General features: G+C 69.5%; 20 protein-coding genes. 12 read left to right on the plus strand and 8 right to left on the minus strand.

The annotated features are described in order from the left end of the window. Positions 1–195 precede the first annotated feature (195 nt). Genes EIZ45_RS16010 through EIZ45_RS16020 form a run of 3 tightly spaced genes read left to right on the plus strand, consistent with a single transcriptional unit; the run spans position 196 to position 2749 of the window. Entirely contained in the window at positions 196–888 is a 693-nt protein-coding gene (locus EIZ45_RS16010) for a response regulator transcription factor (protein ID WP_051172386.1), read from the plus strand. After that, entirely contained in the window at positions 885–2294 is a 1410-nt protein-coding gene (locus EIZ45_RS16015) for a sensor histidine kinase (RefSeq protein ID WP_134663463.1), read from the plus strand. Before EIZ45_RS16010 ends, EIZ45_RS16015 begins: the two co-directional genes overlap by 4 nt. Further along, positions 2291–2749: a hypothetical protein gene (locus tag EIZ45_RS16020; RefSeq protein WP_134663464.1), complete on the plus strand. Its 459-nt coding sequence runs from the start codon at positions 2291–2293 to the stop codon at positions 2747–2749. The genes EIZ45_RS16015 and EIZ45_RS16020 overlap by 4 nt, the downstream gene beginning before the upstream one ends. A gap of 1 nt (position 2750) precedes the next feature. On the opposite strand, the gene EIZ45_RS16025 is transcribed toward EIZ45_RS16020, so the two are convergent. Next, positions 2751–3920 (minus strand): MFS transporter, encoded by a 1170-nt coding sequence (locus EIZ45_RS16025; protein ID WP_043833619.1) that lies wholly within the window; start codon positions 3918–3920, stop codon positions 2751–2753. Positions 3921–4021: 101 nt separating this feature from the next. On the opposite strand from EIZ45_RS16025, the gene EIZ45_RS16030 reads away from it, so the two are divergent. Then, entirely contained in the window at positions 4022–4618 is a 597-nt protein-coding gene (locus EIZ45_RS16030) for a TetR/AcrR family transcriptional regulator (RefSeq protein WP_134663465.1), read from the plus strand. Between the two features lie 484 nt (positions 4619–5102). Here the strand turns inward: EIZ45_RS16030 and EIZ45_RS16035 are convergent, their stop codons facing one another. The 4 genes from EIZ45_RS16035 to EIZ45_RS16050 all read right to left on the minus strand — a co-directional run bounded on the left by EIZ45_RS16035 (position 5103) and on the right by EIZ45_RS16050 (position 8297). Next, entirely contained in the window at positions 5103–6185 is a 1083-nt protein-coding gene (locus tag EIZ45_RS16035; RefSeq protein ID WP_134663466.1) for a Gfo/Idh/MocA family protein, read from the minus strand. Then, positions 6182–6913: a sugar phosphate isomerase/epimerase gene (locus EIZ45_RS16040; protein WP_043833625.1), complete on the minus strand. Its 732-nt coding sequence runs from the start codon at positions 6911–6913 to the stop codon at positions 6182–6184. Before EIZ45_RS16040 ends, EIZ45_RS16035 begins: the two co-directional genes overlap by 4 nt. 93 nt (positions 6914–7006) lie before the next feature. Continuing rightward, entirely contained in the window at positions 7007–7546 is a 540-nt protein-coding gene (locus tag EIZ45_RS16045; protein ID WP_051172388.1) for a GNAT family N-acetyltransferase, read from the minus strand. 19 nt (positions 7547–7565) lie between these two features. Continuing rightward, positions 7566–8297, minus strand: coding sequence for a FadR/GntR family transcriptional regulator (locus EIZ45_RS16050; RefSeq protein WP_043833627.1), 732 nt, complete (start codon positions 8295–8297; stop codon positions 7566–7568). Positions 8298–8511: 214 nt separating this feature from the next. Between EIZ45_RS16050 and EIZ45_RS16055 the strand changes: the two genes are divergently transcribed. The 7 genes from EIZ45_RS16055 (at position 8512) to EIZ45_RS16085 (ending at position 18855) form a co-directional block, all read left to right on the plus strand. Continuing rightward, positions 8512–10119, plus strand: coding sequence for an ABC transporter substrate-binding protein (locus EIZ45_RS16055; RefSeq protein WP_043833629.1), 1608 nt, complete (start codon positions 8512–8514; stop codon positions 10117–10119). A 95-nt stretch (positions 10120–10214) separates the two neighbouring features. Beyond that, positions 10215–11174, plus strand: a complete 960-nt coding sequence (locus EIZ45_RS16060) for an ABC transporter permease (protein WP_037713542.1) — start codon at positions 10215–10217, stop codon at positions 11172–11174. After that, complete coding sequence (locus tag EIZ45_RS16065; RefSeq protein WP_134663615.1) at positions 11174–13135, plus strand: dipeptide/oligopeptide/nickel ABC transporter permease/ATP-binding protein; 1962 nt, start codon at positions 11174–11176, stop codon at positions 13133–13135. The genes EIZ45_RS16060 and EIZ45_RS16065 overlap by 1 nt, the downstream gene beginning before the upstream one ends. After that, on the plus strand, positions 13132–14097 hold the full coding sequence (locus tag EIZ45_RS16070) for an ABC transporter ATP-binding protein (RefSeq protein ID WP_134663467.1): 966 nt from the start codon (positions 13132–13134) through the stop codon (positions 14095–14097). Before EIZ45_RS16065 ends, EIZ45_RS16070 begins: the two co-directional genes overlap by 4 nt. Further along, complete coding sequence (locus EIZ45_RS16075; RefSeq protein WP_043833635.1) at positions 14094–15023, plus strand: dihydrodipicolinate synthase family protein; 930 nt, start codon at positions 14094–14096, stop codon at positions 15021–15023. The genes EIZ45_RS16070 and EIZ45_RS16075 overlap by 4 nt, the downstream gene beginning before the upstream one ends. Beyond that, complete coding sequence (locus EIZ45_RS16080; protein ID WP_134663468.1) at positions 15023–17029, plus strand: beta-galactosidase; 2007 nt, start codon at positions 15023–15025, stop codon at positions 17027–17029. The genes EIZ45_RS16075 and EIZ45_RS16080 overlap by 1 nt, the downstream gene beginning before the upstream one ends. Then, positions 17026–18855 carry a sialidase family protein gene (locus EIZ45_RS16085; protein WP_134663469.1) on the plus strand — a complete coding sequence of 610 codons (1830 nt, stop codon included), beginning with the start codon at positions 17026–17028 and terminating at the stop codon, positions 18853–18855. Before EIZ45_RS16080 ends, EIZ45_RS16085 begins: the two co-directional genes overlap by 4 nt. A 35-nt stretch (positions 18856–18890) precedes the next feature. Here the strand turns inward: EIZ45_RS16085 and EIZ45_RS16090 are convergent, their stop codons facing one another. The 3 genes from EIZ45_RS16090 to EIZ45_RS16100 form a co-directional block, all read right to left on the minus strand. After that, positions 18891–19625 carry a sulfite exporter TauE/SafE family protein gene (locus tag EIZ45_RS16090; RefSeq protein ID WP_037818787.1) on the minus strand — a complete coding sequence of 245 codons (735 nt, stop codon included), beginning with the start codon at positions 19623–19625 and terminating at the stop codon, positions 18891–18893. A gap of 325 nt (positions 19626–19950) precedes the next feature. Then, on the minus strand, positions 19951–20676 hold the full coding sequence (locus tag EIZ45_RS16095; protein WP_037818785.1) for a GntR family transcriptional regulator: 726 nt from the start codon (positions 20674–20676) through the stop codon (positions 19951–19953). A gap of 356 nt (positions 20677–21032) precedes the next feature. Further along, entirely contained in the window at positions 21033–21797 is a 765-nt protein-coding gene (locus tag EIZ45_RS16100) for an SGNH/GDSL hydrolase family protein (protein ID WP_134663470.1), read from the minus strand. Positions 21798–21923: 126 nt separating this feature from the next. Between EIZ45_RS16100 and EIZ45_RS16105 the strand changes: the two genes are divergently transcribed. Further along, positions 21924–23123: a glycosyltransferase gene (locus EIZ45_RS16105; protein WP_167756464.1), complete on the plus strand. Its 1200-nt coding sequence runs from the start codon at positions 21924–21926 to the stop codon at positions 23121–23123. Positions 23124–23139: the final 16 nt, after the last annotated feature.

Below are 23139 nucleotides of genomic sequence, written 5' to 3' on the forward strand. Positions count from 1 at the left end.
TCCACTTTCGGGCCCCAGTGTGCGCGCACTGCGCTCGGAGTTTGACAGCTCTGTAACAGTTCGCCGCGGCGGCGCTGTTACCGAACGATGACACGGCCCGCACCGCGCGGGGATCCGGGCCGGGCAGGCTGGGCTCCGGCCGTCCGCTGTGGACTGTCCGGGCGGCCGGACGGGCGGACTGCGATAGTGGGAGACATGCCGAGGGTGCTGCTGATCGAAGACGACCAGGCCGTGCGCGACGGCCTGCGGCTGGCCCTGACGTACCAGGGCCACACGGTCGACGCGGTGGAGACCGGCGAGGAAGGCCTCGCCCGGCTCGCCGGGGACCCGGCCGACGTCGTGGTCCTCGACCTCATGCTGCCCGGGATGGACGGCTTCGAGGTCTGCCGCCGCATCCGCGCCGCCGGCGACCTGCCGATCATCATGCTCACCGCCCGCAACGACGACATCGACGTGGTGGCCGGGCTCGAAGCCGGAGCCGACGACTACGTCGTCAAACCCGCGCAGGCCCGGGTGCTGGAGGCGCGCATCCGCGCGGTGCTGCGCCGAACCGGCGGCGAACCGCGCAGTGCGGACGCGAAACCGGGTCCGGAACGGCACGGCGACCTGACGATCGACCGCGAAGGCCTCGTGGTCAGCAAGCACGGCACGGTGATCGGGCTCGCGCCGACCGAACTGCGGCTGCTGCTGGAACTGTCCTCGGCACCCGGCCGCGTGCTCAGCCGTCAGCAGCTGCTCGAATCCGTGTGGGACCAGGGCTATCTCGGCGACTCGCGGCTCGTCGACGCGTGCGTGCAGCGGCTGCGCGCCAAAATCGAGGACGACCCGGCGAAACCGGTGTACGTCCAGACCCTGCGCGGTTTCGGCTATCGCTTCGGGCCGCTGTGACCGGCTGGCGGCTGCGCGGGCTGCGCACCCGGCTGCTGGTGGCGTTCGCGCTGCTGAGCGTGTTCACCGCGATGGCCGTCGCCGGGATCGGCTACGTGCAGGCGAGGAACGGGATCCTGCAGCGCACCCAGGACAACGCCGCCACCGAGATGACGAACCAGCTCAAGCAGCTGTACCCGCTCCCCCGGCAGCCGGTGGACACGAGCGCGCTGCAATCGGTCGCCGACCGGCTGAACGGCCGGAAAACGGCCGCGCTGGTGACGAGCGGCGGCCACAGCGCGGGCGATATGCCGGCCTCGGTGATCACGCCGGAACTGCGGGCGGTCGTGCGGTCCGGGCGGGTCGCGTGGCAGCGCGTGGACGTCGGCGGCGTGACACAGCTGCTGCTGGGCTCGCCGTTGCTGATCTCGACCGGCGACCGGCGGAATCCGACGATCCCGTCCGGCATCGAGATCTACGAACTGCGCAATCTCGACGCGGAAATCGACGCGGTGAACCGGCTGGCCAGGGACGCGTGGCTCGCCGGCGGGGCCGCGCTGGTGGTGGCGTTGATCCTCGCCGTGCTGGCCGCGGGGAGCGTGTTGCGACCGGTCGGCGAGCTGCAACGCGCGGCGCGCAGGCTCGGTGCGGGCGACCTCGATGCCCGGATCGCCGTCCGCGGCAGTGACGAACTGGCAAGCGTGGCCGAGACGTTCAACGCGACCGCCGACTCGCTGCAACGCCACGTCGGGGAACTGCGCCGGATGGAAGCCGACGCACGACGGTTCGTCGCCGACGTGTCCCACGAACTGCGCACGCCACTCGCCGCGATGACCGCGGTCACCGACATGCTCGACGCCGAAGCGAAACGGCTGCCGGACGCTGCGGGCGAGGCGGTGCGGCTGGTCAGCCAAGAAACCCACAACCTGACGCGGTTGGTGAACGACCTGATCGAGGTCACCCGGTTCGACTCCGGCACCGCTTCGCTCGAGGTGGACGACGTCGACGTGGCCGAGGCGGTTCGCGCAACGCTGCGCGCGCGGGGCTTCGCGGTGGAGACCGACCTGCCGGAAGGGATCCGGGCGCGGGTCGACCCGCGTCGGCTCGACGTGATCGTGGCCAACCTCGTCGGGAACGCGCTGCGGCACGGCGCGGAGCCGGTGACCGTGCGATTGCGGGGCGACCAGGCGGGGGTCACGCTCACCGTCGAGGATTCCGGCTCCGGCTTGGACGAGGAGGTGCTTCCGCACGTGTTTTCCCGTTTCTACAAGGCGGATACCGCTCGCAGCCGGTCGGAAGGGAGCGGGCTCGGGCTCGCGATCGCCTGGGAGAACGCGCGGCTGCACCAAGGGGAACTGACCGCGGGCAACCGGCCCGAAGGCGGCGCGGTGTTCACCTTGCGGCTGCCTCGGGAGGTGCGACGGTGAAGCGGTGGCTGGCGTTGCTCGCGGTCTTGGTGCTGGCGAGCGGCTGCGGGGTGCGGCCCAGCGGGGTGATCCCCGGCGAGAACGCGCCCAGCGGTCCGCCGAACGGGAACAACGGGCACACGGCGACGGTGTATTTCGTGCTGAACGGCAAGGTCGTTCCGGTGGTGCGCACCGGTATCGGCGACGTGGCCGCGGACCGGGTCCGCGCGCTGGAGCGAGGGCCGGACGAGGACGAACGGGCCAGCGGTTACACGACGGAGCTTCCGCCGTCGTTCGAACCGATCGCCATCGGGGTCTCGGACGCGGAGATCGGCGTGAACGTCCGGGAACTGTCGCCGAACGCGGTCGCGCAGATCGTGTGCACGGTGGTCGCGGCTGGCGGGGGCGGGGAGTCCGGAACGGTCGCGCTGTCCGGCGGGGGCCAGGCCCTGGAGCCGCGGGCCTGCGGCGGATGACTCAGCCGCGGGGCTTCATCGCGGACGCGAACACGACCGCCACCACGCACAATGCCAGCGGAAGCAGGAACGCGACGTTCAGCGGCACCCAGTGCGCCAGCCCGCCGATGATCGCCGGGCCGGCCAGCAGTCCGACGTAGCCGACGCCGACCACCCGCGCCATCAGCGCCCCCGACGCGCGTTTGTCCAGGTTGCCCGCCGCGGTGAACAGCTGCGGGACGCCCCCGGACAGCCCGAGCCCGAACAACGCCCAGCCGCACAACGACAGCGGCACCCACGGCGCGAGCGACGCGATCGCCAGTCCCAGCGCGGCGAGCCCGCTGCCGTAACGGACCACCGCGACCGGTCCGGCCAGCGCGGCCACCCGGTCGGTCGCGAACCGGCCGACGGTCATCGCTACCGCGAACGAGCCGTAAGCGAGGGCGGCGGTGCTTTCGGACGTCCCCAGCCCGTCGCGGAGATACAGCGCGGCCCAGTCGTTCGCGACGCCCTCGGACAGCATCAGCGCGAAAGCCAGCAGACCGAGCAGCCACACCACGCGCATCGGGGTGCGGGCCGGTTTGGTTTCCTCGGTGGTTTCTTCGGCGGTCTCCTCCGACGAGTCGAGCAAGTACCGGCGGACCACCAGCGAAACCACGATGCACAGGACTCCGGTACCGCCGAGCGACACGAGCGTCGGCACGCCCGCGCCCAGCACCGCCGCGCCGACGACGGCCGCGATCGCACCGCCGATCGACCACATCGCGTGGAAGGCCGCCATGATCGGCCGCGGATAAGCGCGTTCGACGACCACCGCGTGCGCGTTCATCGCGACGTCCAATGAGCCGTTGAAGAAGCCGAACGCCGCGAGCGCGAGCCCGAGCGTCCACCAGTTCGCCGCGAACCCCGGCAGCACCACCGCGACCCCGACGAGCACCCCCGCGACGGACACCACCCGCGGATGCCCGAACCGGTCCGCGAGCGGCCCGGTGACCTGCATCCCGATCAGCGCCGATCCGCCGAGCACGAGCAGCAGCGCCCCGAGCGCGGTGTGCGAGACGCCGGTCGCGCGCTCGATCACCGGGATGTGCACCACCCACATGCCGACCGCGAACCCGCACAAGGCGAACACGATCCAGGTGCCGACGCGCGCCGCGCGGGGCAGCACCGGGGGCGGGGAAAGCTCGGTCATCGGGCTCGGCTCCTCTTCGGGGGTCGGGTCCAGTCAGGAACACGGGTGCGGGACGCGCTGGGGCATGATGGGCGGGTGGAAGCCGAACCGATCGCCGCCCCGTGAGCGAGGGCTACCTGAAGGGCAGAATCCGCCGGGACGACATCGTGTCGGCGGCCGCCGCGGTGTACGGCGAGGCCGGCTACCACGGTGCGTCGCTGCGGGAAATAGCCAAACGAGCAGGCATCACCCACGCCGGCTTGCTGTACCACTTCCCGACGAAGGAAGCCCTGCTCGCGGCAGTCCTGGAACGCCGCGACGCCGAGGACGCCGTCCGGGAACAACTCTCCGCCCCGCCCGGCCTGGAAGTCCTGCGCCGCTTCATCGCGCTGGCCGAATACAACATCCGCCACCGGGGCATCGTCGAGGTGTACTCCCGCCTCGCCGCCGAAGCGGTGTCGGAGGACCATCCCGCACACGCCTACTTCGCCCGCCATTACCGCGAGGCCCGCGAGAGCATCGCCCAGTCGTTCCGCGCGCTCGCCGAAACAGGCGAGCTGCGCCCCGGCACGGACCCGGACTTGGCGGCACTCACCTTCATCGCACTGATGGACGGCCTCCAGGTCCAGTGGCTCACCACCCCCACGCAAGTAGATGCAGTCGGTTCCCTCCGCCTCTCTCTGCAAACTCTCCTGACCGTCCCCCTGTTCCCGAACTAGGCGAAACCCGGAAATCCACCCCTGGATGGCGGATCTCCGCCAGCGCCGTCCGTGAGGGCCACCCTCATTGACTCTGATTCCCTCAGGGTTCCCCTCACGACCCTCCACCGTCCGCGAGGGGCCCCTTCACTGACTCAGATTCCCTCAAGGAGCCCTTCACAGACCGTCCCGCCACCTGACCGGATGCCGCCCCAATGCGGCATTGGTTGCGTCCCACGCACCGAACGCCACATTGGGTGCATCCCACGCACCCAATGCCACATTGGGGCGCTAGCCCCCACCCCACCCACCCGCAGCCGATGCACCCAACGAGCGAGGCACCCAGCCCCTCCCCCGCACCCCGATACGAAGCCTCCCTGCGGTCTGGGGGTGCTTGTCAAGGCATCTTTCCCGCCTTGACAAGCACCCCCAGACCGTCAGCACAATCAAGCTTCGGGGTGCCCCACGCACGCACAAGCGATGTCGCCGCCAGGCGACGAGCCGTTCACAACGTCCGCGAAAACGGATCCCACCCAACGGGCAACGGCTCCGCCACCTCCACCCGGCTACCCACCTCAACCCCCACCCCAAGCTCCATCGACTCCTCAACAGCCACCATCACATCCAGCACGTGATAAGCCATCTCCCCGGAAGCCCTCTCCCCCACCCCAGCCCGAACCGCCCGAGCCAAATCAAGCACCCCCGTACCCCGAGAACCCGAATGCCCCACCGCGGCAACCTCCTCCGACTCCCCACCCACATGCAAGACAGTAGAACCGTCAAACCGATTAGGATCCGGCAAAACCGCAGTCCCCAACGACCCGGAAACCTCAACAACCCCAGTCCGCCGCAACGCAGAATCAAACGACAACAAAACCTGCGCACACCCCCCGCGCGCAAACTCGATCAACGCACTAACCGTAGTAGGCACAGTAACCGGAAACTCAACCCCAGCCCGAGGCCCAGCCCCAATCACCCGAGTCTCCCGCCCCTTCCCCCCAACCCCGGTAACCTTCCGCACAGAACCAAATACCTGCACCAACTGCGTCAAGTAATAAGGCCCGATATCCAGCAACGGCCCGCCCCCAGCCTGAAACAAAAACTCCGGCGCGGGATGCCAACTCTCCGGCCCAGGCGTCTGAAACAACGCCAGCGCCGCAACAGGAACCCCGATCCGGCCAAGCGCACGAAGCGCGGTCTGATGCCCAGCCCCCAAAAGGGTGTCCGGCGCCCCAGCCACCCGCACGCCTTTCTCCCGCGCCCGGTCGAGAAGTTTCCGCACCGTCTGCCGATCCACCCCGATCGGTTTCTCCGTCCAAACGTGCTTCCCCGCCTCCACCGCCGCGAGACTCACCTCGACATGCACCGCGGGCACAGTCAGATTCACGACGATCTCGACATCCGGCAACGCGAGCAGATCCGCCAGCGACCCGCTCCACGGAACCCCGTATTTCGCCGCCTGCCCCCGGGCCCGGGAAACGTCGAGATCAGCGATCCCCACCACCCGCAGATCCGGAAACGCCGTCAAATTCTCCAAATAGGTGTCACTGATAAACCCAGCCCCGACGACCCCGACCCCGACCGTCACTTCCCCACCCCGGCGAGATAAGCGAAACTCTCCGCGATACCGCCGAAAACATCCTCATGCCGATCGAACTCCACGACCCGCAACGCCCCCGGAGCCGCGGCAAGCACGTCCGCCAGCGGCACCCGCCCCTGCCCCGCGGGCACCTGCCCGGAAGCGTCGACCGCCAGCGACCCGTCCTTCACGTGAATCGCGCACACCCGCTCCCCCAGCCGACGCAGCAACGCGGGCGCGTCCTCGCCGCCCGCCGCGGCCCAGTAGGCGTCGACCTCCAGCACGACTTCCGGGCCAAGCCGATCCGCGAAAACCTCCAACGCGCTGCGCCCGTCGATCCGCGATTCCAGCTCCCACCAATGGTTGTGGTACCCGACCCGGACGCCGTATCCCGCCGCGACCTTCGCCGCAGCATTGAGCGCTTCCGCAGCGGCAACGATATCCGCTGAATTCTGCCACTGCGCCGCCGGAATCATCGGTTCGATGACGACTTCGATCCCCAATTCCCGAGCCGCCGCGAACACCGCGTCCAGCTCCTTCCCGACCAACGCGGCATGTGCGGTCGGCGCGCTCAACCCGTGCGCGGCCAGCCCCGCACGAAGCGCCTCGACGTTCTCCACCACCCCGTACGGCTCCACGCTGCCGAACCCGATCGCCGCCAACCGCCGCAACGTCTCGTCCGGATCGGCCGCGAACGCGTCGCGCACCGAGTAGAGCTGTACCGAAGGTCCACCCATGCCAACTCCCAGAGGTAGAGGGCTTTCGCCAATTCCTACCACCTGGTCAGAATTGACACCAGGACAAAACCGGACGGAAATCCCGCGGCAAGATCAGCCGAGTTCCTTGTGCCAGATCAGAAAATCGCACGGAGTGGCCAGCAGCGGAGCCAGCTCCGGATGCGGCCCGTCGATCGTCGACGTCTCCACCACCCGGTACCCCAGCCGGCCGTACCACTGCGCGAGGAACTCCTTGGACGGATGCGTCCACTCCCGCGGCACCAGCAGCTCGAGCTGCATCCTCGTGCACCCCTCGGCCCGGCAATGCCTCTCCGCGAACCGGACCAGCTCCCGCCCGATCCCCGCGCCGCGCACCTCCGGCGAGGCAGCGAGCAGACCGAACTCCCCGAGATCCTCAGCCAGCCGCTGGATCCGGACCGAACCCACCACGGCCCCGTCGATCCGGGCGACCGCGATTTCCCCCGAGCGAACCAGCCCGGCCATCTCCGCGGCGTTGGTCCGATCGGCCGAACCGGCCCACAATCCCGCCTCGGCCTTCGCGTAGACGGTGTTCACCAGCTCGGTCAGCAAGGCCACCAGCGCGGCGTCCTCGGCGGCGGACGGCGGCAGGAAGGCGATCTCCGGAGTCGTCACCTGCCCAGACTAACCGCACTCAGCTGGCGGCCGAGCCGGAAACCGCGGGCCGTGCCTCCCCGAAGCCGCCGTAGCGACCGGCTTTCGCGCGCTTGCGCACCTCGTCGAAATGCCGGTGCACCGCGTGCGCGGCCGCCTCCGCGTCGCCGCTCACGAGCGCGTCCACGATCGCCTGGTGCCGTTTCGCGGTGGCCGGAGCGGACGAAACCGGTCCGCCCATTTCGCCTTCCGCGGCCCGGTAGACGTCCCAGAACAAGCCGGTCAGCTCGCGCGCCAGGTCGAACCCCGCCTCGGCGCAGATGAGGTCGTGGAATTCGCGGTCGGCCACCGCCGCGTCCGGTCCCTTGCGGCGCATCCGCGCCACGCACGCCTGCAGTTCCCCGATCAGCTCCGGCCGGTGGTCGCGCGCGACCCGGCTGGTCAGCTCCGTTTCGATCATCTCGCGGACCTCGAGCAGGTCGCGCAGCCGTCCGGCGTCGGTGCTGCCGCGGCTGCGCGTGCGGAAGAGCAGCCACGTCTGCAGCGCCTCCGACCCCGCCGAGCCGACGAACGTGCCGTACCCGTGCCGGACCTCGACGATGCCGAGCGCCTGCAGCGCCTTCACCGCCTCCCGGATCGAATTCCGGCTGACCCCGATGTCCTCGGCCAGGCTCAGTTCGGTCGGCATCGGCGCGCCGGTCGGCAGCTGCCGGTCGACGATCAGGTCGATGATCTGCTTGGTGATCTCTTCACTGCGTTGCGGGCGCGCCACACGTGTCTCCCGGATGTCTTTCTTGCACTGGCACGTCGCCATCGGAGGACATCCTACGTCATGATCGGCTCGCGCCGCTGCACCCGCGCGGGTGGGAACAAGCCTCTTGACCGGGGCCGGAACGGGACTTAGGGTTCCGGCAAGTCATAGGACGTCCCACGTCCTACTTCTCGATGCTTTCTGGGTGGAACACCGCATCAAGTCAGGAGACGCCATGTCCCGAACCGCCATGGGGACTCAGTTCAACCGGCGCGCATTGCTGCGCTACGCCGGCCTCGCCGGGGCCGCCGCAGCGGTTTCGTCGACGCTCGCCGCGTGCGGCGGCCCCGCGTCGACCAACAAGACCGGCAGTTCGTCCGGTTCCGTCACCGCGGTGATCGGGTACGGCAACAACCAGACCTGGGACCCGCTGCAGACCGCGTCGGCGTTCGCCATGGCGGCGATCCTGCACAGCTACGAATCGCTCGTCGAAGGCGATCCGGTCACCCGGGAACCGTTCCCCGGCCTGGCCAAGGCGCTGCCTGCGGACCTCAAGAGCACCACGCTGCGCTTCGAACTGCGCGACGGCGCGAAGTGGCACGACGGAAAGCCGGTGACCGCGGACGACGTCGTGTTCACCTACGCCCGCGTGCTCGACCCGAAAGAAAACGTGCTCATCCACAGCTTCTTCTCGCAGTGGCTGGAGTCGGTCACGAAGGTCGACGCGAAGACGGTGGAGTTCAAGCTGAAGTTCGCGTTCCCGTACGCGCTGCAGCGGATCCAGATCTGCAAGATCGTGCCCAAGCACGTGTTCGAGAACAACTGGAAGGCCGCCGCCGCGGGCAAGGTCGTCGGCTCCGGGCCGTACAAGATCACCGAGCAGGCGCCGCTGTCGCACACCTCGTTCGAGAAGTTCGCGGACTACAACGGCCCGCGCCCGGCCGCGTACGACAAGATGCTCTGGAAGTCCATTGTGGATTCCGCACCGCGAGTGGCGGCGATCTCCGGGGCCAAGCCGGACGCGCAGATCGCGGAGAACATCCCGCCCGCCAACGCCGAGCAACTGCGCAAGGCGGGCCGCACGGTCGAATTCGCCGACGGCGGCAACAACCTGTTCCTGCTTTTCAACACCAAGCACTCGCCGTTCGCCGACAAGCGGGTCCGCCAGGCGCTGCATTACGCGATCGACAAGAAGAAGATGATCGAGATCGGCTTGCGCGGCACCGGAACCGCGGGCACGTCGTTCATCAACCCCAAGCTGCCCGGTTCGCAGCCCGCGTCGCAGAGTTTCGAGTTCAACCCGGAAAAGGCGAAGCAGCTGCTCGCCGACGCGGGCGTGAGCGGCTTGAAGATCTCGCTGTCCACAACGAACACCTCGCTGGTGCTCGACTGCGTCAAGGTGATCAAGGAAGGCTGGGACGCGATCGGCGTGCAGACCACTTTGGACTCCCAGGACACCAAGGCGCTGTTCTCCAAACTGGACAACGGCGACGACTTCCAGGTCGTGGCCACCACGAACAACCCGCTGCAGTTCGGCAACGACCCGGACCTGCTCATCCGCTATTACTACGACGCGCAATCGGTGCTCATGACGAAGTACGCGCGCTGGAACGGCGACGACACCAACGCGTTGCTGGCGTTGCAGGACAAGGCCGCCGCGGAAACCGACGAGACCAAGCGCGGCGGGCTGTACAAGCAGTTGCTCGACCAGATTTCCGAGCAGGCGGTGATCTACCCGATCGTCTTCACGCAGATGGGGACCGCGTGGGACCCGAAGGCGATCAGCGGCGTCCGCGCCCAGGGCTACCCGGGCATCTACCTCAACCAGGCCAAACCGGTCTGACAGCTCGTGAGTGGCAATGCCGGTTCTAACCGGCATTGCCACTCACGACCCCACCATGCCCTTTCGCCCAACAGGTCTGACAGGAGGTCCGGCGAGTGACAGTCGTCGTGCGGATGCTGGCCGGCCGCATCCTCGCCCTGATCCCGCTGCTCCTCGGCGTGATCCTGTTCGTGTTCATCGTGATGCGGTTCTCGCCGGTCGACCCGGCGATGGCCGCGTTCAACGGAGCCAACGCCACCGCTGATCAGCTCCAGCAGTTCCGGGAGCAGAACGGCCTGCTCGACCCGTTGCCGCTGCAGTACGTGCACTTCGTGTGGCATCTGCTGCAGGGCGACTTCGGGACGAGCGTGATCACCAAGGAGCCGGTGGGCCAGACCATCGCCACCGCGCTCCCGCTCACCGTGCAGCTGACCCTGCTCGGCCTGGCGCTGGCGCTCGTCGTCTCGGTCGTGCTCGGCGTGACCTCGGCGCTGTTCCGCGGCCGCTGGCCGGACCACCTGATCCGGTTCGTGACGCTCGCCGGCGTCGCCGCGCCCGCGTTCTGGATCGCGCTGCTGCTGGTGCAGTGGCTGGCGGTCGGCAAGGGCCTGTTCCCCACCAGCGGGTACGTCAGCCCGGCGGATTCGTTCTCCGGCTGGCTGAACTCGCTGACGCTGCCCGCGATCGCGCTGGCCGCGCCGGTCGCCGCGCAGCTGACCCGGGTGATCCGCACGTCGATGGTCGAGGAGCTCGACAAGGACTACGTGCGCACCGCACGCGGCGGCGGGCTGCCGCCGGTCGTCGTGGTGGGGCGGAACGTGCTGCGCAACGCCCTGGTCAACCCGCTGACCGTGCTCGGACTCCGGGTCGGCTACCTGCTCGGCGGCGCGGTGGTGATCGAGACGATGTTCGCGCTGCCCGGCATGGGCCAGAACATGATCCAGGCCGTGCAGGACGGCGACACCGCCAAGGTGCAGGGCTTCGTGATCACCATCGCGGCCGGGTTCGTGCTCGTGAACCTGATCGTCGACGTGCTCTACCTCGTCGCCAACCCCCGTCTGCGGAGCCGCTCGTGATGCGCCCGGTCCTGCGCCCGAACCTGACCGCCCGGCTCTCCCGGCCCGGCGTCCGGTTCCGGCGGCTTCCCCTGTCCTCGTGGATCGCGCTGGGCGTGCTGATCGTGCTCGGGCTCGTCGCGGTCCTCGGCACCGTCGTGGCCACGCACAATCCGGACCTGCTCAGCACCGACACCGGCGGGCCCAGCGCGGCGCACTGGTTCGGCACCGACCAGTCCGGCCGCGACATCTTCTCCCGGCTGGTCGCGGGCACCCGCTGGTCGCTCGCGATCGGCCTCGGCGCGACGCTGCTGGCGCTGGTCGCGGGCGTCGTCGTCGGCTCGTTCGCGGCGACGTCCGGCCGCCGGGCCGACGGCCTGGTCATGCGGGTCCTCGACGTCCTGATGGCCTTCCCCGGCATCGCGCTCGCCGCGGTGCTGGTGGCGGTGTTCGGGCGCGGCATCCTGGTGCTGATCCTCGCCATCGGCTTCCTCAACATGGCTCCGGTGGCGCGGGTGGTACGGGCGAACGTGCTCGCGCAGTACGGCGAGGACTACGTCGCGGCCGAGCGGGTGATCGGCGCGAAACGGCTGTTCATCCTCGCCCGGCACGTCGCGGTCAACTGTGCGGCGCCGATCCTCGTGTACTGCACGGTGACCGTGGCGGACGCGATCGTGTTCGAGGCGTCGCTGTCGTTCATCGGCGCGGGCATCCAGCCGCCCGATCCGTCGTGGGGTTCGGTGCTGTCGGACGGCAAGGACCTCGTCTTGACCGGCGGCTGGTGGGCGACTCTGTTCCCCGGCCTGCTGATCCTGGCGACGGTGCTGGCGCTGAACATCCTCTCCGAGGGGATCTCCGACGCTTGGGCCGCGCCGTCGGCCCGGACCGCGAAGGCGGCCGAGGCGGCACAACAGATCGAACTGGCCCCCGAAACGGTTCCGGCAGTGCTGCCGCTGCGTGGTCTGCGCGAAGCCGGGCAGCGGCTGGCCGCGAAGGCGAGAGATCTGTCCGGCCAGGAAACCGTGCTGGCGGTGGAGAATCTCGCGATCTCGTTCCCGGACCGGCACAACGGCGCCAACGTCGTCGACGGAGTGTCCTTTTCGGTCCGTTCCGGCGAGGTGCTGGGGCTGATCGGCGAATCGGGCTGCGGGAAATCGCTGACCGCGCTGTCGATCATGGGCCTGCAGCCGGACGCCGCGAGGCTCAGCGGCGAGATCCGGTTCGCGGGCGACGACCTGCTGACCATGAAGCCGAACGTCCGCCGCCGGCATCTCGGGCACGACCTGGCGATGGTGTACCAGGACGCGCTCAGCTCGCTGAACCCGGCGATGACGATCCGCGCGCAGCTCAAGCAGTTCACCCGGCGCGGCGGCACGCGCACGCCGGAAGAGCTGCTGGAACTGGTCAACCTCGACCCGGGCCGGACGCTGCGGGCGTATCCGCACGAGCTTTCCGGCGGGCAACGGCAGCGCGTCCTCATCGCGATGGCGCTGTCGCGCAGCCCAAAGCTGATCGTGGCCGACGAGCCGACGACGGCGCTCGACGTGACCGTGCAGGCGCAGATCATGGCGCTTTTGCTGCGGTTGCAGGAGGAACTGGGCTTCGCGCTGGTGCTGGTATCACACGACCTCGCACTGGTATCTGACATCGCCGACCGCGTTGTGGTGATGTACGGCGGGCAGGTCGCCGAGACCGGCGCGACCGCGGCTGTCGTCGGCGCGCCGCGGCACCACTACACGCGCGGCCTGCTCAGCGCGGTGCTGTCGCTGGAGGAGAACGAAGCGAAGCTCACCCAGATCAAGGGCGTCGTGCCCGCACCGGCGGACTTCCCGCCCGGCTGCCGGTTCGCGAGCCGCTGTCCCGCCGCTCGCGGGCACTGCTTCGAGGTCGCGCCTGAGCCTTCGGGCAACGGGCATCTCGTGGCTTGCCACTACCCCGCCGAGAGTCCCGTCGCGGCTATGGTCGAAGGAGCGCAAGCATGAGCCTCGCCGAGGTCGACGGCGTGCATGTGGTGCACAAGATCCGCGGGTCCGGCCTGTTCGGGCACGACCGGGTCTACGCGCTCACCGACGCGACCCTCGCCATCGCGAAGGGCGAAACCGTCGGCGTGGTCGGGGAATCCGGCTGCGGAAAGTCCACTTTGGCCAAAGTCCTGGTCGGGCTGCAGAAGCCGACCTCCGGCACCGTGCGCTATGACGGGAAACCGCTGTCCGCGTTGCGTCCGGCCGAGCTGGGCCGCACGGTCGGCATGATCTTCCAGGACCCGTCGACCGCGCTGAACCGGCGGCTGCCCGTTTCGAAGATCCTGCGCGACCCGCTCGACGTGCACCAGATCGGCACGGCCGAGGAGCGCGCCGAACGGGTCCGGGAGCTGATGAACCTCGTCGGGCTGCCGTCCAGCGTGGCCGACGCGCTGCCGTCGCAACTGTCCGGCGGGCAGCGGCAGCGCGTGGCGATCGCCCGCGCACTCGCCCTGCGGCCGGCGTTGCTGGTGGCCGACGAGCCGACGTCCGCTTTGGACGTTTCGGTGCGCGCGCAGATCCTGAACCTGTTGCTGGAACTGCGCGAACAGCTCGAACTGGCGATGGTGTTCGTGTCGCACGACATCCAGACCGTGCGCCGGATGAGCGACCGCATCGTGACGATGTACCTCGGCCGGATCGTCGAACAGGCCCCCGCCGCGGACCTGCCGCACCACGCGCATCATCCGTACACACGCGCGCTGTTTTCGGCGACACCGAGCCTGTTGCACCCGGTGGAACCGATCGTCCTCAGCGGACCGGTGCCGTCGGCGACCGCGCCGCCGCCCGGCTGCCCGTTCCACACGCGCTGCCCGAAAGCCACCGATGAGTGCTCCCTCGCCTTGCCACCGCAGTCCGGGCCGGACGAGCACACGTACCGCTGCATCCATCCCGAGATCACGACCGGAGTGACCGCCTCATGACTGCGCCCAAGTTCGCCGGCATCATCCCGCCGCTGTGCACGCCGTTCCACGACGATTTCACCGTGGACACCGCGTCGCTGCGGCGGCACATCGAAGTCCAGCTCGACGCCGGCGTGCACGGGATCTTCGTGCTCGGATCGTCCAGCGAGGTCGCCTTCCTTCCCGACGACCAGCGCCGGATCACCGTCGAAACCGCGGTCGACCAGGTCGCCGGGCGGGTCCCGGTGCTCGCCGGCTGTATCGATATGACGACCCTGCGGGTCGCGGAGCACGTGAAGACCGCCGAAGCGGCCGGCGCGGACGCCATCGTGGTGACCGCGCCGTACTACACGCGCACGCACGTCGCGGAGATCGACCGGCACTTCCGGCTCCTGCACGAGCGGACGTCGCTGCCGATTTTCGCCTACGACATCCCGGTGGCCGTGCACACGAAGCTCGACCGCGACATGGTGCTGAACCTGGCCGCGGACGGCGTCCTGGCCGGGCTCAAGGACTCCAGCGGCGACGAAGCCGGGTTCCGGATGGTCCTGCAGCAGCGCCGCGAACGCGGGCTGGAGCAGTTCGCCGTGTTCACCGGATCCGAACTGCTCGTGGACTCCGCGCTCGCGCAGGGCGCGGACGGCGCGGTGCCGGGGCTCGGGAACGTCGACCCGGTCGGCTATGTGCTGATCTACGACCACTTCCGCGGCGGCAACCCGCAGGCCGCGCGGCGCGAGCAGGAACGGCTGCTGACGCTGTTCAGCATCACCGACGTGGCACCGCCGAACCGGATGGGCCGCGGCTCGGCCGCGCTCGGCGCGTTCAAGGCGTCGATGAAGATGCGCGGATTTATCGACAACGCGGTCATGGCGCCGCCGCAGCTCCCCCTCAACGACGACGAACTGCTGCAGATCAAGGGAAAACTAGCGGAAGCGGGTCTCCTCTGATGGATCGGCTGTACTACGGCGGGGATTACAACCCCGAGCATTGGTCGCCCGACGTGTGGGCGGAAGATCTGAAACTGATGGCCGAGGCGTCGGTCTCGATGGTGACGGTCGGGATTTTCTCCTGGGCGCAGGTGGAACCGCGGCCGGGCGAATTCGATTTCAGCTGGTTCGACACGGTGATGGACAACCTCGCCGCCGGCGGCGTCCGCGCTTGTCTCGCCACCATGACGGCCTCGCCGCCGCCGTGGCTTTCCCACCGGTATCCGGAAATCCTGCCGGTGCGCGCGGACGGCACCCGGCTGTCCGCCGGTGCGAGGCAGCAGTTCTGCCCGTCCAGCCCGGTGTTCCGCGAGCACACCGCCCGGCTGGTCGAGCAGGTCGCCACCCGGTACGCCGGGCATCCGGCGCTGGAAATGTGGCACATCGGAAACGAATTCGGCTGCCACATCCGCGCCTGCTATTGCGACGAGTCCGCAGTGGACTTCCGGCGCTGGCTCACCGAGCGCTACGGCAGCATCGAGGCGTTGAACGACGCCTGGAGCACGACTTTCTGGTCGCAGCGGTACTCCGAGGTCGCCGAGATCCAGCCGCCGCGCGTCGCGCCGACCTTCCCGAACCCGGCGCACCAGCTGGACTACCACCGGTTCTCCTCCGACGCGTCGCTCGGCTGCTACCTCAACGAGCGCGAGGTGCTGGCCCGGATCACCCCGGACGTCCCGGTGACCACGAACTTCGTCGGCCTCGTGCAGAAGTCGCTCGACTGGAACAAGTGGGTGCCGCACGAGGACATCGTGAGCCTCGACTCCTACCCCGACCCGTACGATCCGCGCGGGCACCTGGAAGCGGCCTTCGCCTACGACCTGGTCCGGTCCATCAAGGACGGTCAGCCGTGGCTGTTGCTGGAGCAGGCGCCGAGCGCGGTCAACTGGCGCACCCGCAACAGCCCGAAGCCGCCGGGGACGATGCGGCTGGGCAGCTGGCAGGCGGTCGCCCGCGGCGCGGACGCGGTGTTGTTCTTCCAGTGGCGGCAAACCCCGGGCGGGGCCGAGAAGTTCCACTCCGCGATGGTGCCGCACGGCGGTCCGGACACCCGGACGTTCCGCGAGGTGCGCGACCTTGGCCAGGAACTGGCGTCGCTGCCGCAGCTGGCGGACAGCCGGGTCAAGGCCGACGTCGCGGTCCTGCACGACTGGAACAGCTGGTGGGCGTTGGAGCTGAACTCGCATCCGTCGGACGACCTCAGCCAGCTCGACGCGCACCTCGCGCACTACGCACCGCTCTTCGACGCGAACGTCACCTGCGACGTCGTGCACCCGTCACGCGACCTGTCCGGGTACCGGCTCGTCGTGGTGCCCAATCTGTATCTGACGGACAGTGCGGTCGCGGCCAATCTTCGCTCCTATGTGGAGGGTGGCGGACATCTGGCGGTGTCGTTCTTCTCCGGCATCGCCGACGAGAACGACCGGGTGTACACCGGCGGCTATCCCGCGCCTCTGCGGGACATTCTCGGCCTGCGCGTCGACGAGTTCTGGCCGCTGCCCGAAGGCGGTTCCACCACGCTCGACCTCGACGGCACGACCGTCGGTGCCACGATCTGGTCCGAATGGATCGAAGCCGAAGGCGCGGACGTCGTCGCCACCTTCGCCGAAGGCCCGCTGGCCGGTCGTCCCGCGGTCACGCGGCACGAGTTCGGCTCCGGGGTCGCGTGGTACCTCGGCACCCGGCCGGACGCGGACGTCATGCGCACGCTCTTCGACCGGATCACCGCCGAGGCCGGAGTTTCGCCGGTGCTGCCCGGATTGCCGGACGGTGTCCAGGCGATCGTGCGGCACGGTGCCGACGATTATCTGTTCCTGCTCAACCACAATGATGCAGCTGTCACCGTTTCGCTGCCTTCCCCCGGTACCGACTTGCTCACCGATCCCGCTCAGCCATCGTCCGAAGTAGAACTGGCCGCGCACGGTGTGGCCGTCCTTTCCGGACAGTTCGGAACGGAGACCAGATGAGAACCGCCCTTCGCGTGGTGCTGGCGTTCGTGCTGCTGGCTTTCCTCGCTCCCGCCGGTGCGGCCCAAGCCGCGCCGCAGTTCGATCAGCAAGCGCTCTTCAACCCGCATCAGGAAACCGGATACGCGTGTTTCCGCATCCCGGCGATCGTCCGCAGCACGCACGGCACACTGCTGGCCTTCGCCGAGGGCCGCAAGAACAACTGCGGTGACACCGGCGACATCGACCTGGTGCTGAAGCGCTCGACCGACGGCGGGACCACCTGGTCGCCGCTGCAGGTGGTCAACCGCGGCGGCGGGGACACCCACGGCAACCCGGTGCCCATTGTGGACACCAAGACCGGCCGGGTCGTCCTGATCACCACGTACAGCAAGGGGCGTACCGACGACAAGGGCTGCGACGTGCCGTGCCCGCGCACGCCGCATTCGCAGTACAGCACCGACGACGGCCGCACCTGGTCCACGCCGGTCGACATCAGCGCGCAGGCGAAGCTGCCCGCGTGGGATTCCTGGTACGCCTCGGGTCCCGTGCACGGCATCCAGCTCCAGCACGGCCAGCACGCGGGCCGGCTCGTCTTCGGCGTGAACGCCGAACGCAGTGATGGCACCAATTCCGTCGAAAACTACGCCGGGCTCATCTACAGCGACGACGGCGGTTCCTCCTGGCACGTCGGCGCTGTCGACAACTACCTGCATCCGGTAGGCGGCACCTTCACGCAAAAGCCGTCGGAAGTCAGCGTCGTGGAACTGCCGGACGGCACGATTTACGCCGGAGGCCGCGAGCAAAGCGGCACCGACATCGGCAACCGCGACTACGCGTTGAGCCGGGACGGCGGCGAAACGTTCTCCCAGCGCTTCACCACGATCCCCGACCTCGTGACGCCGATGGTGCAAGGTTCCCTGCTGCGACTGGACCGTCCCGGCGGCAAGCGGATCCTGTTCGCCTCCCCCGCCGACACCGACCGGCGGCGCTGGATGACCATCCGTTCGTCCTATGACGACGGTCGCACGTGGGAGAACGTGGACCAGGGCACGCGGGTCACGACGGACTGGTCGGGCTATTCCGACCTGGTCCAGCTCAGCGGCCCGCAGGACCGGAACGCGAAAATCGGCCTGATGTACGAGGGCGGCGCGGTGGACGCCCGCGACGAGATCCGCTTCGCTCGTTTCGACGAGAACTACCTCGGCTGGAAGCGTTCGCCGGGAGTGTCCACTCCGGACGTCGCAAGTAGACAGCCCGCGCGCATCCTCGGCGACGCCAGTCTGGTTCCCGGCAAGTTCGGCAAAGCGGTCCAGCTGAAGAACGGGTTCGTCCGCGTCCCGTACTCGCCGGCGCAACTGGTCGGCTCAGGCGACTTCACTTTCTCCACCTGGGTCAACTACGGCGCATCGAAGGACCCGCTGCCTCTCCTGTGGCTGGGCGGCATGGGCTCCACCGCGCCGCAGCTGTGGCTCCGCGCCGAACCCGCGTCGCATCGCCTGATCGCGATGATGACGACCGCGGCCGGAAGCAAGTCGGTCACCACGCAGTCGGCGTACGACGATCAGAAGTGGCATCACGTGGCGCTTCAACGATCGGGCGGCCAGCTCCGCATCCTGGTCGACGGTGCGGTAGCCGCGTCCGGTCCGGACTCGCCCGGTTCGGTCACCCAGACCGTCTCGTTCCAGCTGTGGCTGGGCGAACGCCTGGACGGCGCACAGCACCTGTCCGGCGCGCTGGACGACAGCCGCCTCTTCCGGCGGGCACTGTCCACTGCGGACCTGACCGCCGTCCGCGCCGGGAAACCGGTCCCGGGCGCGGTCATAGAACTGCCCTTCGACCGGTAACGCACTGGCTGAAGCCGGGTGACTGCCACCCGGCTTCAGCCGTGCAACGCGAGATACGGCGCGATCCCGACCAGCACCGCGATGAGGGCGGCTTTGAGCGTTTTGGTCGGCAACGCGTGCGCGATCCGCCAGCCGATCAAGACCCCCGCCAACTCAGGTATCCCGACAATCGCCGCCAGCCGCCAATCGACCGCGCCGTGCAGGACATACCCGAGCGTCCCGACGCTGGCGATCACCACCGACTGCACCTGCGCCGCGGCGAGCGCCCCGAGCACCGGCATCCCGGCGACGACCAGCAACGGCACCGCCAGCATCGGCCCGCCGACGCCGACCAGCCCCGCCACCACCGCGACGCCCGCCCCGATCGCCCCCGCGACCGGCAGCCCGACCGCCCGCTCCCGCCCCTTCAGCCCGACGAACACCGCCACGACCAGCGCGAACCCGCCGAGCACGATCCCGAACGCCTTGGTGGACACCCAGGAGTTCAGCAGCACCCCCAGCGGCGTCCCGACGAACGCGGCCGCGGCGAGAACTCCCGCCACCCGCCGGGTTTCGGGCTCCCGCAACTGTCCGGAATGGACAAACGCGGCACTGCCGAGGATCCCGGTGGCCACGTGCGTGACGATCGCGGTGCCCGCCACCTGCGCCGGGGTGAGCGAGGTGAAGACGAACAACCCGACCGTCGCGAGCACCCCGCCCGGCCCGACGGCAGTGATGCCGATCCCGGCGAGCAATCCGGTGACAATGAGCGCGGCGATCACCTCGGGCACCTCCGGAAGTCGTTCTCTGTTCTGCGCTCGGCCGTGGGGTCGGCGTGTCCGCGCCCGGTCCGCCGCCGGGAATCGCGGCGCACTCCCACCCGCCGGACGTCGTCCGCTCTTCCGCACTCCGCCGCGGAGACACCCGGCCCACGCCCGCTCGGCCGCCGGAAACCGCAGCCCACTCCCACCCGCCGGAAGCCGCTCTCTCTTCCGCGCTCCGCCGCTGAGTCACCCAGCCCACGCCCACCCCGCCACGAGAAACCGCAGCGCACTCGGGCGTCGTGCGTGTCGAAGCCGGTAAGAACCGGCATAACCTCGCACGAGGCTCGCCGGATCACGCCGCCCCGCGTTGCAAGGTCGCGCGCAGCGTGAGGCGGTCCGCGCGGATGTGCAGCCACTCCGCGTCGACCGGTCGTCCGTCCGGCAGCCGGGTCAACCGGTCCAGCGCGAACACCGCCGTCCCCGGCGCGATGTCCAGCAGCGCAGCCGTGTCCGGCCCGGCGGACACCGCGTGCACCTCGACTTCCGCCCGCCCCAACCGGATTCCGTTCGTCTCCTCCAGGAGCGCGAACAGGTCCCGGTGCGCGAGGTCCTTCCCCAGCAACGGAATCCCCAGATCCGCGACCAGATAGGTCGAGTCCAGCGACAACGGCGCCCCGCCCAGCCGCCGGACGCGCTCGAGATGCACGACCTGCTCCCCCGCCGCCAGGCCGAGCCGCTCGGCCACCGACGGCGGCGCGGCGACCGTCTCGGCGGTGCGCACCTCGTTGACGACCTCGCCGTGCCCTTCGAGCGCCTCCGCCAGCCCGGTCAGCCGATCGAGACCGTGCCCGTATTTCGGCCGCACGACCAGCGTCCCGACGCCTTGCCTGCGCTCGACGAGCCCCTCGTCCCGCAGCAAGCCGAGCGCTTCCCGCACGACGTTCCGCGACGCGCCGAACCACTCGCCCAGCGCACGCTCGCCCGGCAGCAGATCCCCGACCTCGCCCGCGACGATCCGCTGCCGCAACCCGTCGGCCACCTGCCGGGCCCGTTCCGCCCTCCGCTGCGTAGTCACCACTTCGGCGACGCTACCTGGATTTTGATTACGCCGAGGTTACGCCACCCGCATTGACCTGCGGAAACGCTGTGAGCAGCGGGAACGGGGACCCGGTGGCGCGTTCCGCCACCGCGAACCGGTCGGACGGGCGCGGACGCTCCGGCGGGATCGGAGCCAGGCGAGGCCAGCTGCCTCCGTCACCTCCGGCGGAGAGTTCCCTTGAGCCACCACCGCAAGCCCCCACCGCGATCGGCCGCAAGCCCGCACCCCGCACCGCGACCGGCCGCAAAGCCGCACCCCGCACCGCGCACCGCGCACCGCGCACCGCGACCGGCCGCAAGCCCGCACCGCGCCTCAGCACCCCATCGCCGAAGTGCTCAGCAAATGCTCCCCAGGCTCGAGGTCCAGCCCCACCACATCCCGTACTCGGCGAGGTTCCCCGCGTCGTTCAGGTGCACGTTGTCCGCCAGCCACGGGCTCGGGTTCGGCAGATTCGCCGAGCCCGCGGGCGGGATGTACTGCCGCAGGTCGACGAGCGCCGTCCCCTTGGCGACCGCCGTCTCGTAGATCGACGAGGCGTACTGCGACCAGAAGTACTTCTGCGTCTGCCCGCCCCACGGGTTGGGCGTCCACTTCAATTCGGCGTAGATCGACAGCAGGATGTCGACCCCGGGCCGCGCGGCGCGGATGTTGTCGATGACCTTGCCGAGGTTCGCCTTGAACACCGCCGGGTCGGTCTGCGAGATCAGCTCGTTGCCGCCGAGGTCGATGAGCACCAGGTCGGGCTGGCGCTGCGTGATGTCGGCAAGCGCGCCGGTCGTGTCGGGCCAGCGGCCGCCGGGGAGGTAGTCGGTGGCCATCGCGCCGTTGTGCGCGTAGTTCTTCGTGGTGGTGTTCCACTCGGCGTGCAGGTCGTTGGCGATTTTCGTGGTCCAGCCGTACGTGGTCGGCGCGTAAGTGTCCGCAGTGGACTGGTAGCCCGTGGTGCCGTAGCCGGTGTCGGCCGACGTGCCGAGGATCGCGACCTGCTCCTTCTTGGTGCACCAGGTGCTGGTCTGCCCGGCGTCGGCGGCGACGGCGGGGGACATCGCGATGCCGAAGCCGACCAGGGTCAGCAATGCCGCGACACGGGCTTTTCGCATGGGGACCGGGCCTTTCCGGGGAGGATGATCTGCGGATGTGTCGCGGCGGCCGCCCCGCGCGTTACCGGTGTGCCCGAACAGAAACCTGGATGCGGGGAGCGTCACGGTTCTGGCAGTCTCGAGGAGGTGAAGATCTTGTTCGCCACCGCGCCCGGGTACGGGCTCACCCTCCCGCTGATCCCGGTCGTCTGGGCCGCCCGCGCCGCCGGGCACGAGGTGCTGCTGGCCACCACCGCCGAGATCGCCGAGGTGTCCGCGCGCGCCGGGCTGCCGGTCGCCGACGTCTTCCCCGGCCGCGACATCTGGGCCGATCTGCTGGCGAACGTCAAGGACGGTTCCGCCCCGGACGCGGACGAACCCGAGGAATACCGGCTCGCGCGGCAGGCGCAGGGTCCGTTCGGCCTCTTCACCGCCGCCATGACCGGGGGCACCATCGAAGCGGGCCGGGCGTTCGGCGCGGACCTGGTCGTCTACCCGTCCGACCACGGGGCCGGCGCGCTCGCCGCGGTCGCGCTCGGCGTGCCCGCGCTGGAGGTCGGCAACCGGATCTCGTGGTCGGCCAGGGACCTCTCGTGGCGCGCCGAGCACGACGACTTCCTGAGCGGCGAACTCGTCGCGCTGATGCGCGAGAAGCTCGGCATCGGCGACGCGCCGCCGAACGTCATCGCCCGGATCGACCCGCGCGCGCCGAGCATGGGCGGGCTGCGCGCGGACGAGGAGCACGTCGACGAACGCGACGGCGCGCCTTGGTGGCCGATGCAGTTCGTGCCCTACAACGGCGGAGCAGTGCTGCCGGAGTGGGCGCTGCGGAAGCCGGAACGGCCGCGGGTGGCGGTCACGCTGGGCACGGTGGTTCCGGCGATGACCGGGGTCAGCAGTTTGAAGGTCGTGCTGGACGCGCTCGGCGGGATGGACGTCGAGGTCGTTCTCGCGGCGGGCACCGCTGATCTGAGCGAGCTCGGCGAGCTTCCGGAGAACGTCCGGTCGGTGGGATATCTGCCGCTCTCGGCGTTCTTGCCGGGGTGTTCCGCGATCGTGCACCACGGCGGGTCCGGGACCACCGCCGCGCCGTTGTTCTACGGGGTGCCGCAGGTGGTGTTGCCGAGCTTCGCGGACAATCCGATGTCGGCGGAGCGGGTGGTCGAGCGTGGCGTCGGGCTGAGCCATGATCCGTCCGCTGTGGACGTCGAGACGATGCGGAAACTGGTGCGGCAGGTGCTCGAGGAGGATGCGTTCTCCACGGCGGCGGCCGAGGTGCGCGCGGAGATCGCCGGGCAGCCGAGCCCTTCCGACGTCATCGCGCGCGCCCTCGCCGCGTTGAGCTGAACCGGATCCGGCACCG

Source organism: Amycolatopsis sp. CFH S0740 (genome assembly GCF_004522315.1).
GTDB classification, from domain to species: Bacteria; Actinomycetota; Actinomycetes; order Mycobacteriales; family Pseudonocardiaceae; genus Amycolatopsis; species Amycolatopsis nivea.

Excerpts from the sequence above, each read along its gene's own strand:
- EIZ45_RS16010 (WP_051172386.1), top strand. The coding sequence starts at position 196 with ATGCCGAGGGTGCTGCTGATCGAAGACGACCAGGCCGTGCGCGACGGC.
- EIZ45_RS16025 (WP_043833619.1), bottom strand. The coding sequence starts at position 3,920 with ATGACCGAGCTTTCCCCGCCCCCGGTGCTGCCCCGCGCGGCGCGCGTC.
- EIZ45_RS16040 (WP_043833625.1), bottom strand. The coding sequence starts at position 6,913 with ATGGGTGGACCTTCGGTACAGCTCTACTCGGTGCGCGACGCGTTCGCG.
- EIZ45_RS16055 (WP_043833629.1), top strand. The coding sequence starts at position 8,512 with ATGTCCCGAACCGCCATGGGGACTCAGTTCAACCGGCGCGCATTGCTG.
- EIZ45_RS16065 (WP_134663615.1), top strand. The coding sequence starts at position 11,174 with ATGCGCCCGGTCCTGCGCCCGAACCTGACCGCCCGGCTCTCCCGGCCC.
- EIZ45_RS16070 (WP_134663467.1), top strand. The coding sequence starts at position 13,132 with ATGAGCCTCGCCGAGGTCGACGGCGTGCATGTGGTGCACAAGATCCGC.
- EIZ45_RS16075 (WP_043833635.1), top strand. The coding sequence starts at position 14,094 with ATGACTGCGCCCAAGTTCGCCGGCATCATCCCGCCGCTGTGCACGCCG.
- EIZ45_RS16080 (WP_134663468.1), top strand. The coding sequence starts at position 15,023 with ATGGATCGGCTGTACTACGGCGGGGATTACAACCCCGAGCATTGGTCG.
- EIZ45_RS16085 (WP_134663469.1), top strand. The coding sequence starts at position 17,026 with ATGAGAACCGCCCTTCGCGTGGTGCTGGCGTTCGTGCTGCTGGCTTTC.
- EIZ45_RS16100 (WP_134663470.1), bottom strand. The coding sequence starts at position 21,797 with ATGCGAAAAGCCCGTGTCGCGGCATTGCTGACCCTGGTCGGCTTCGGC.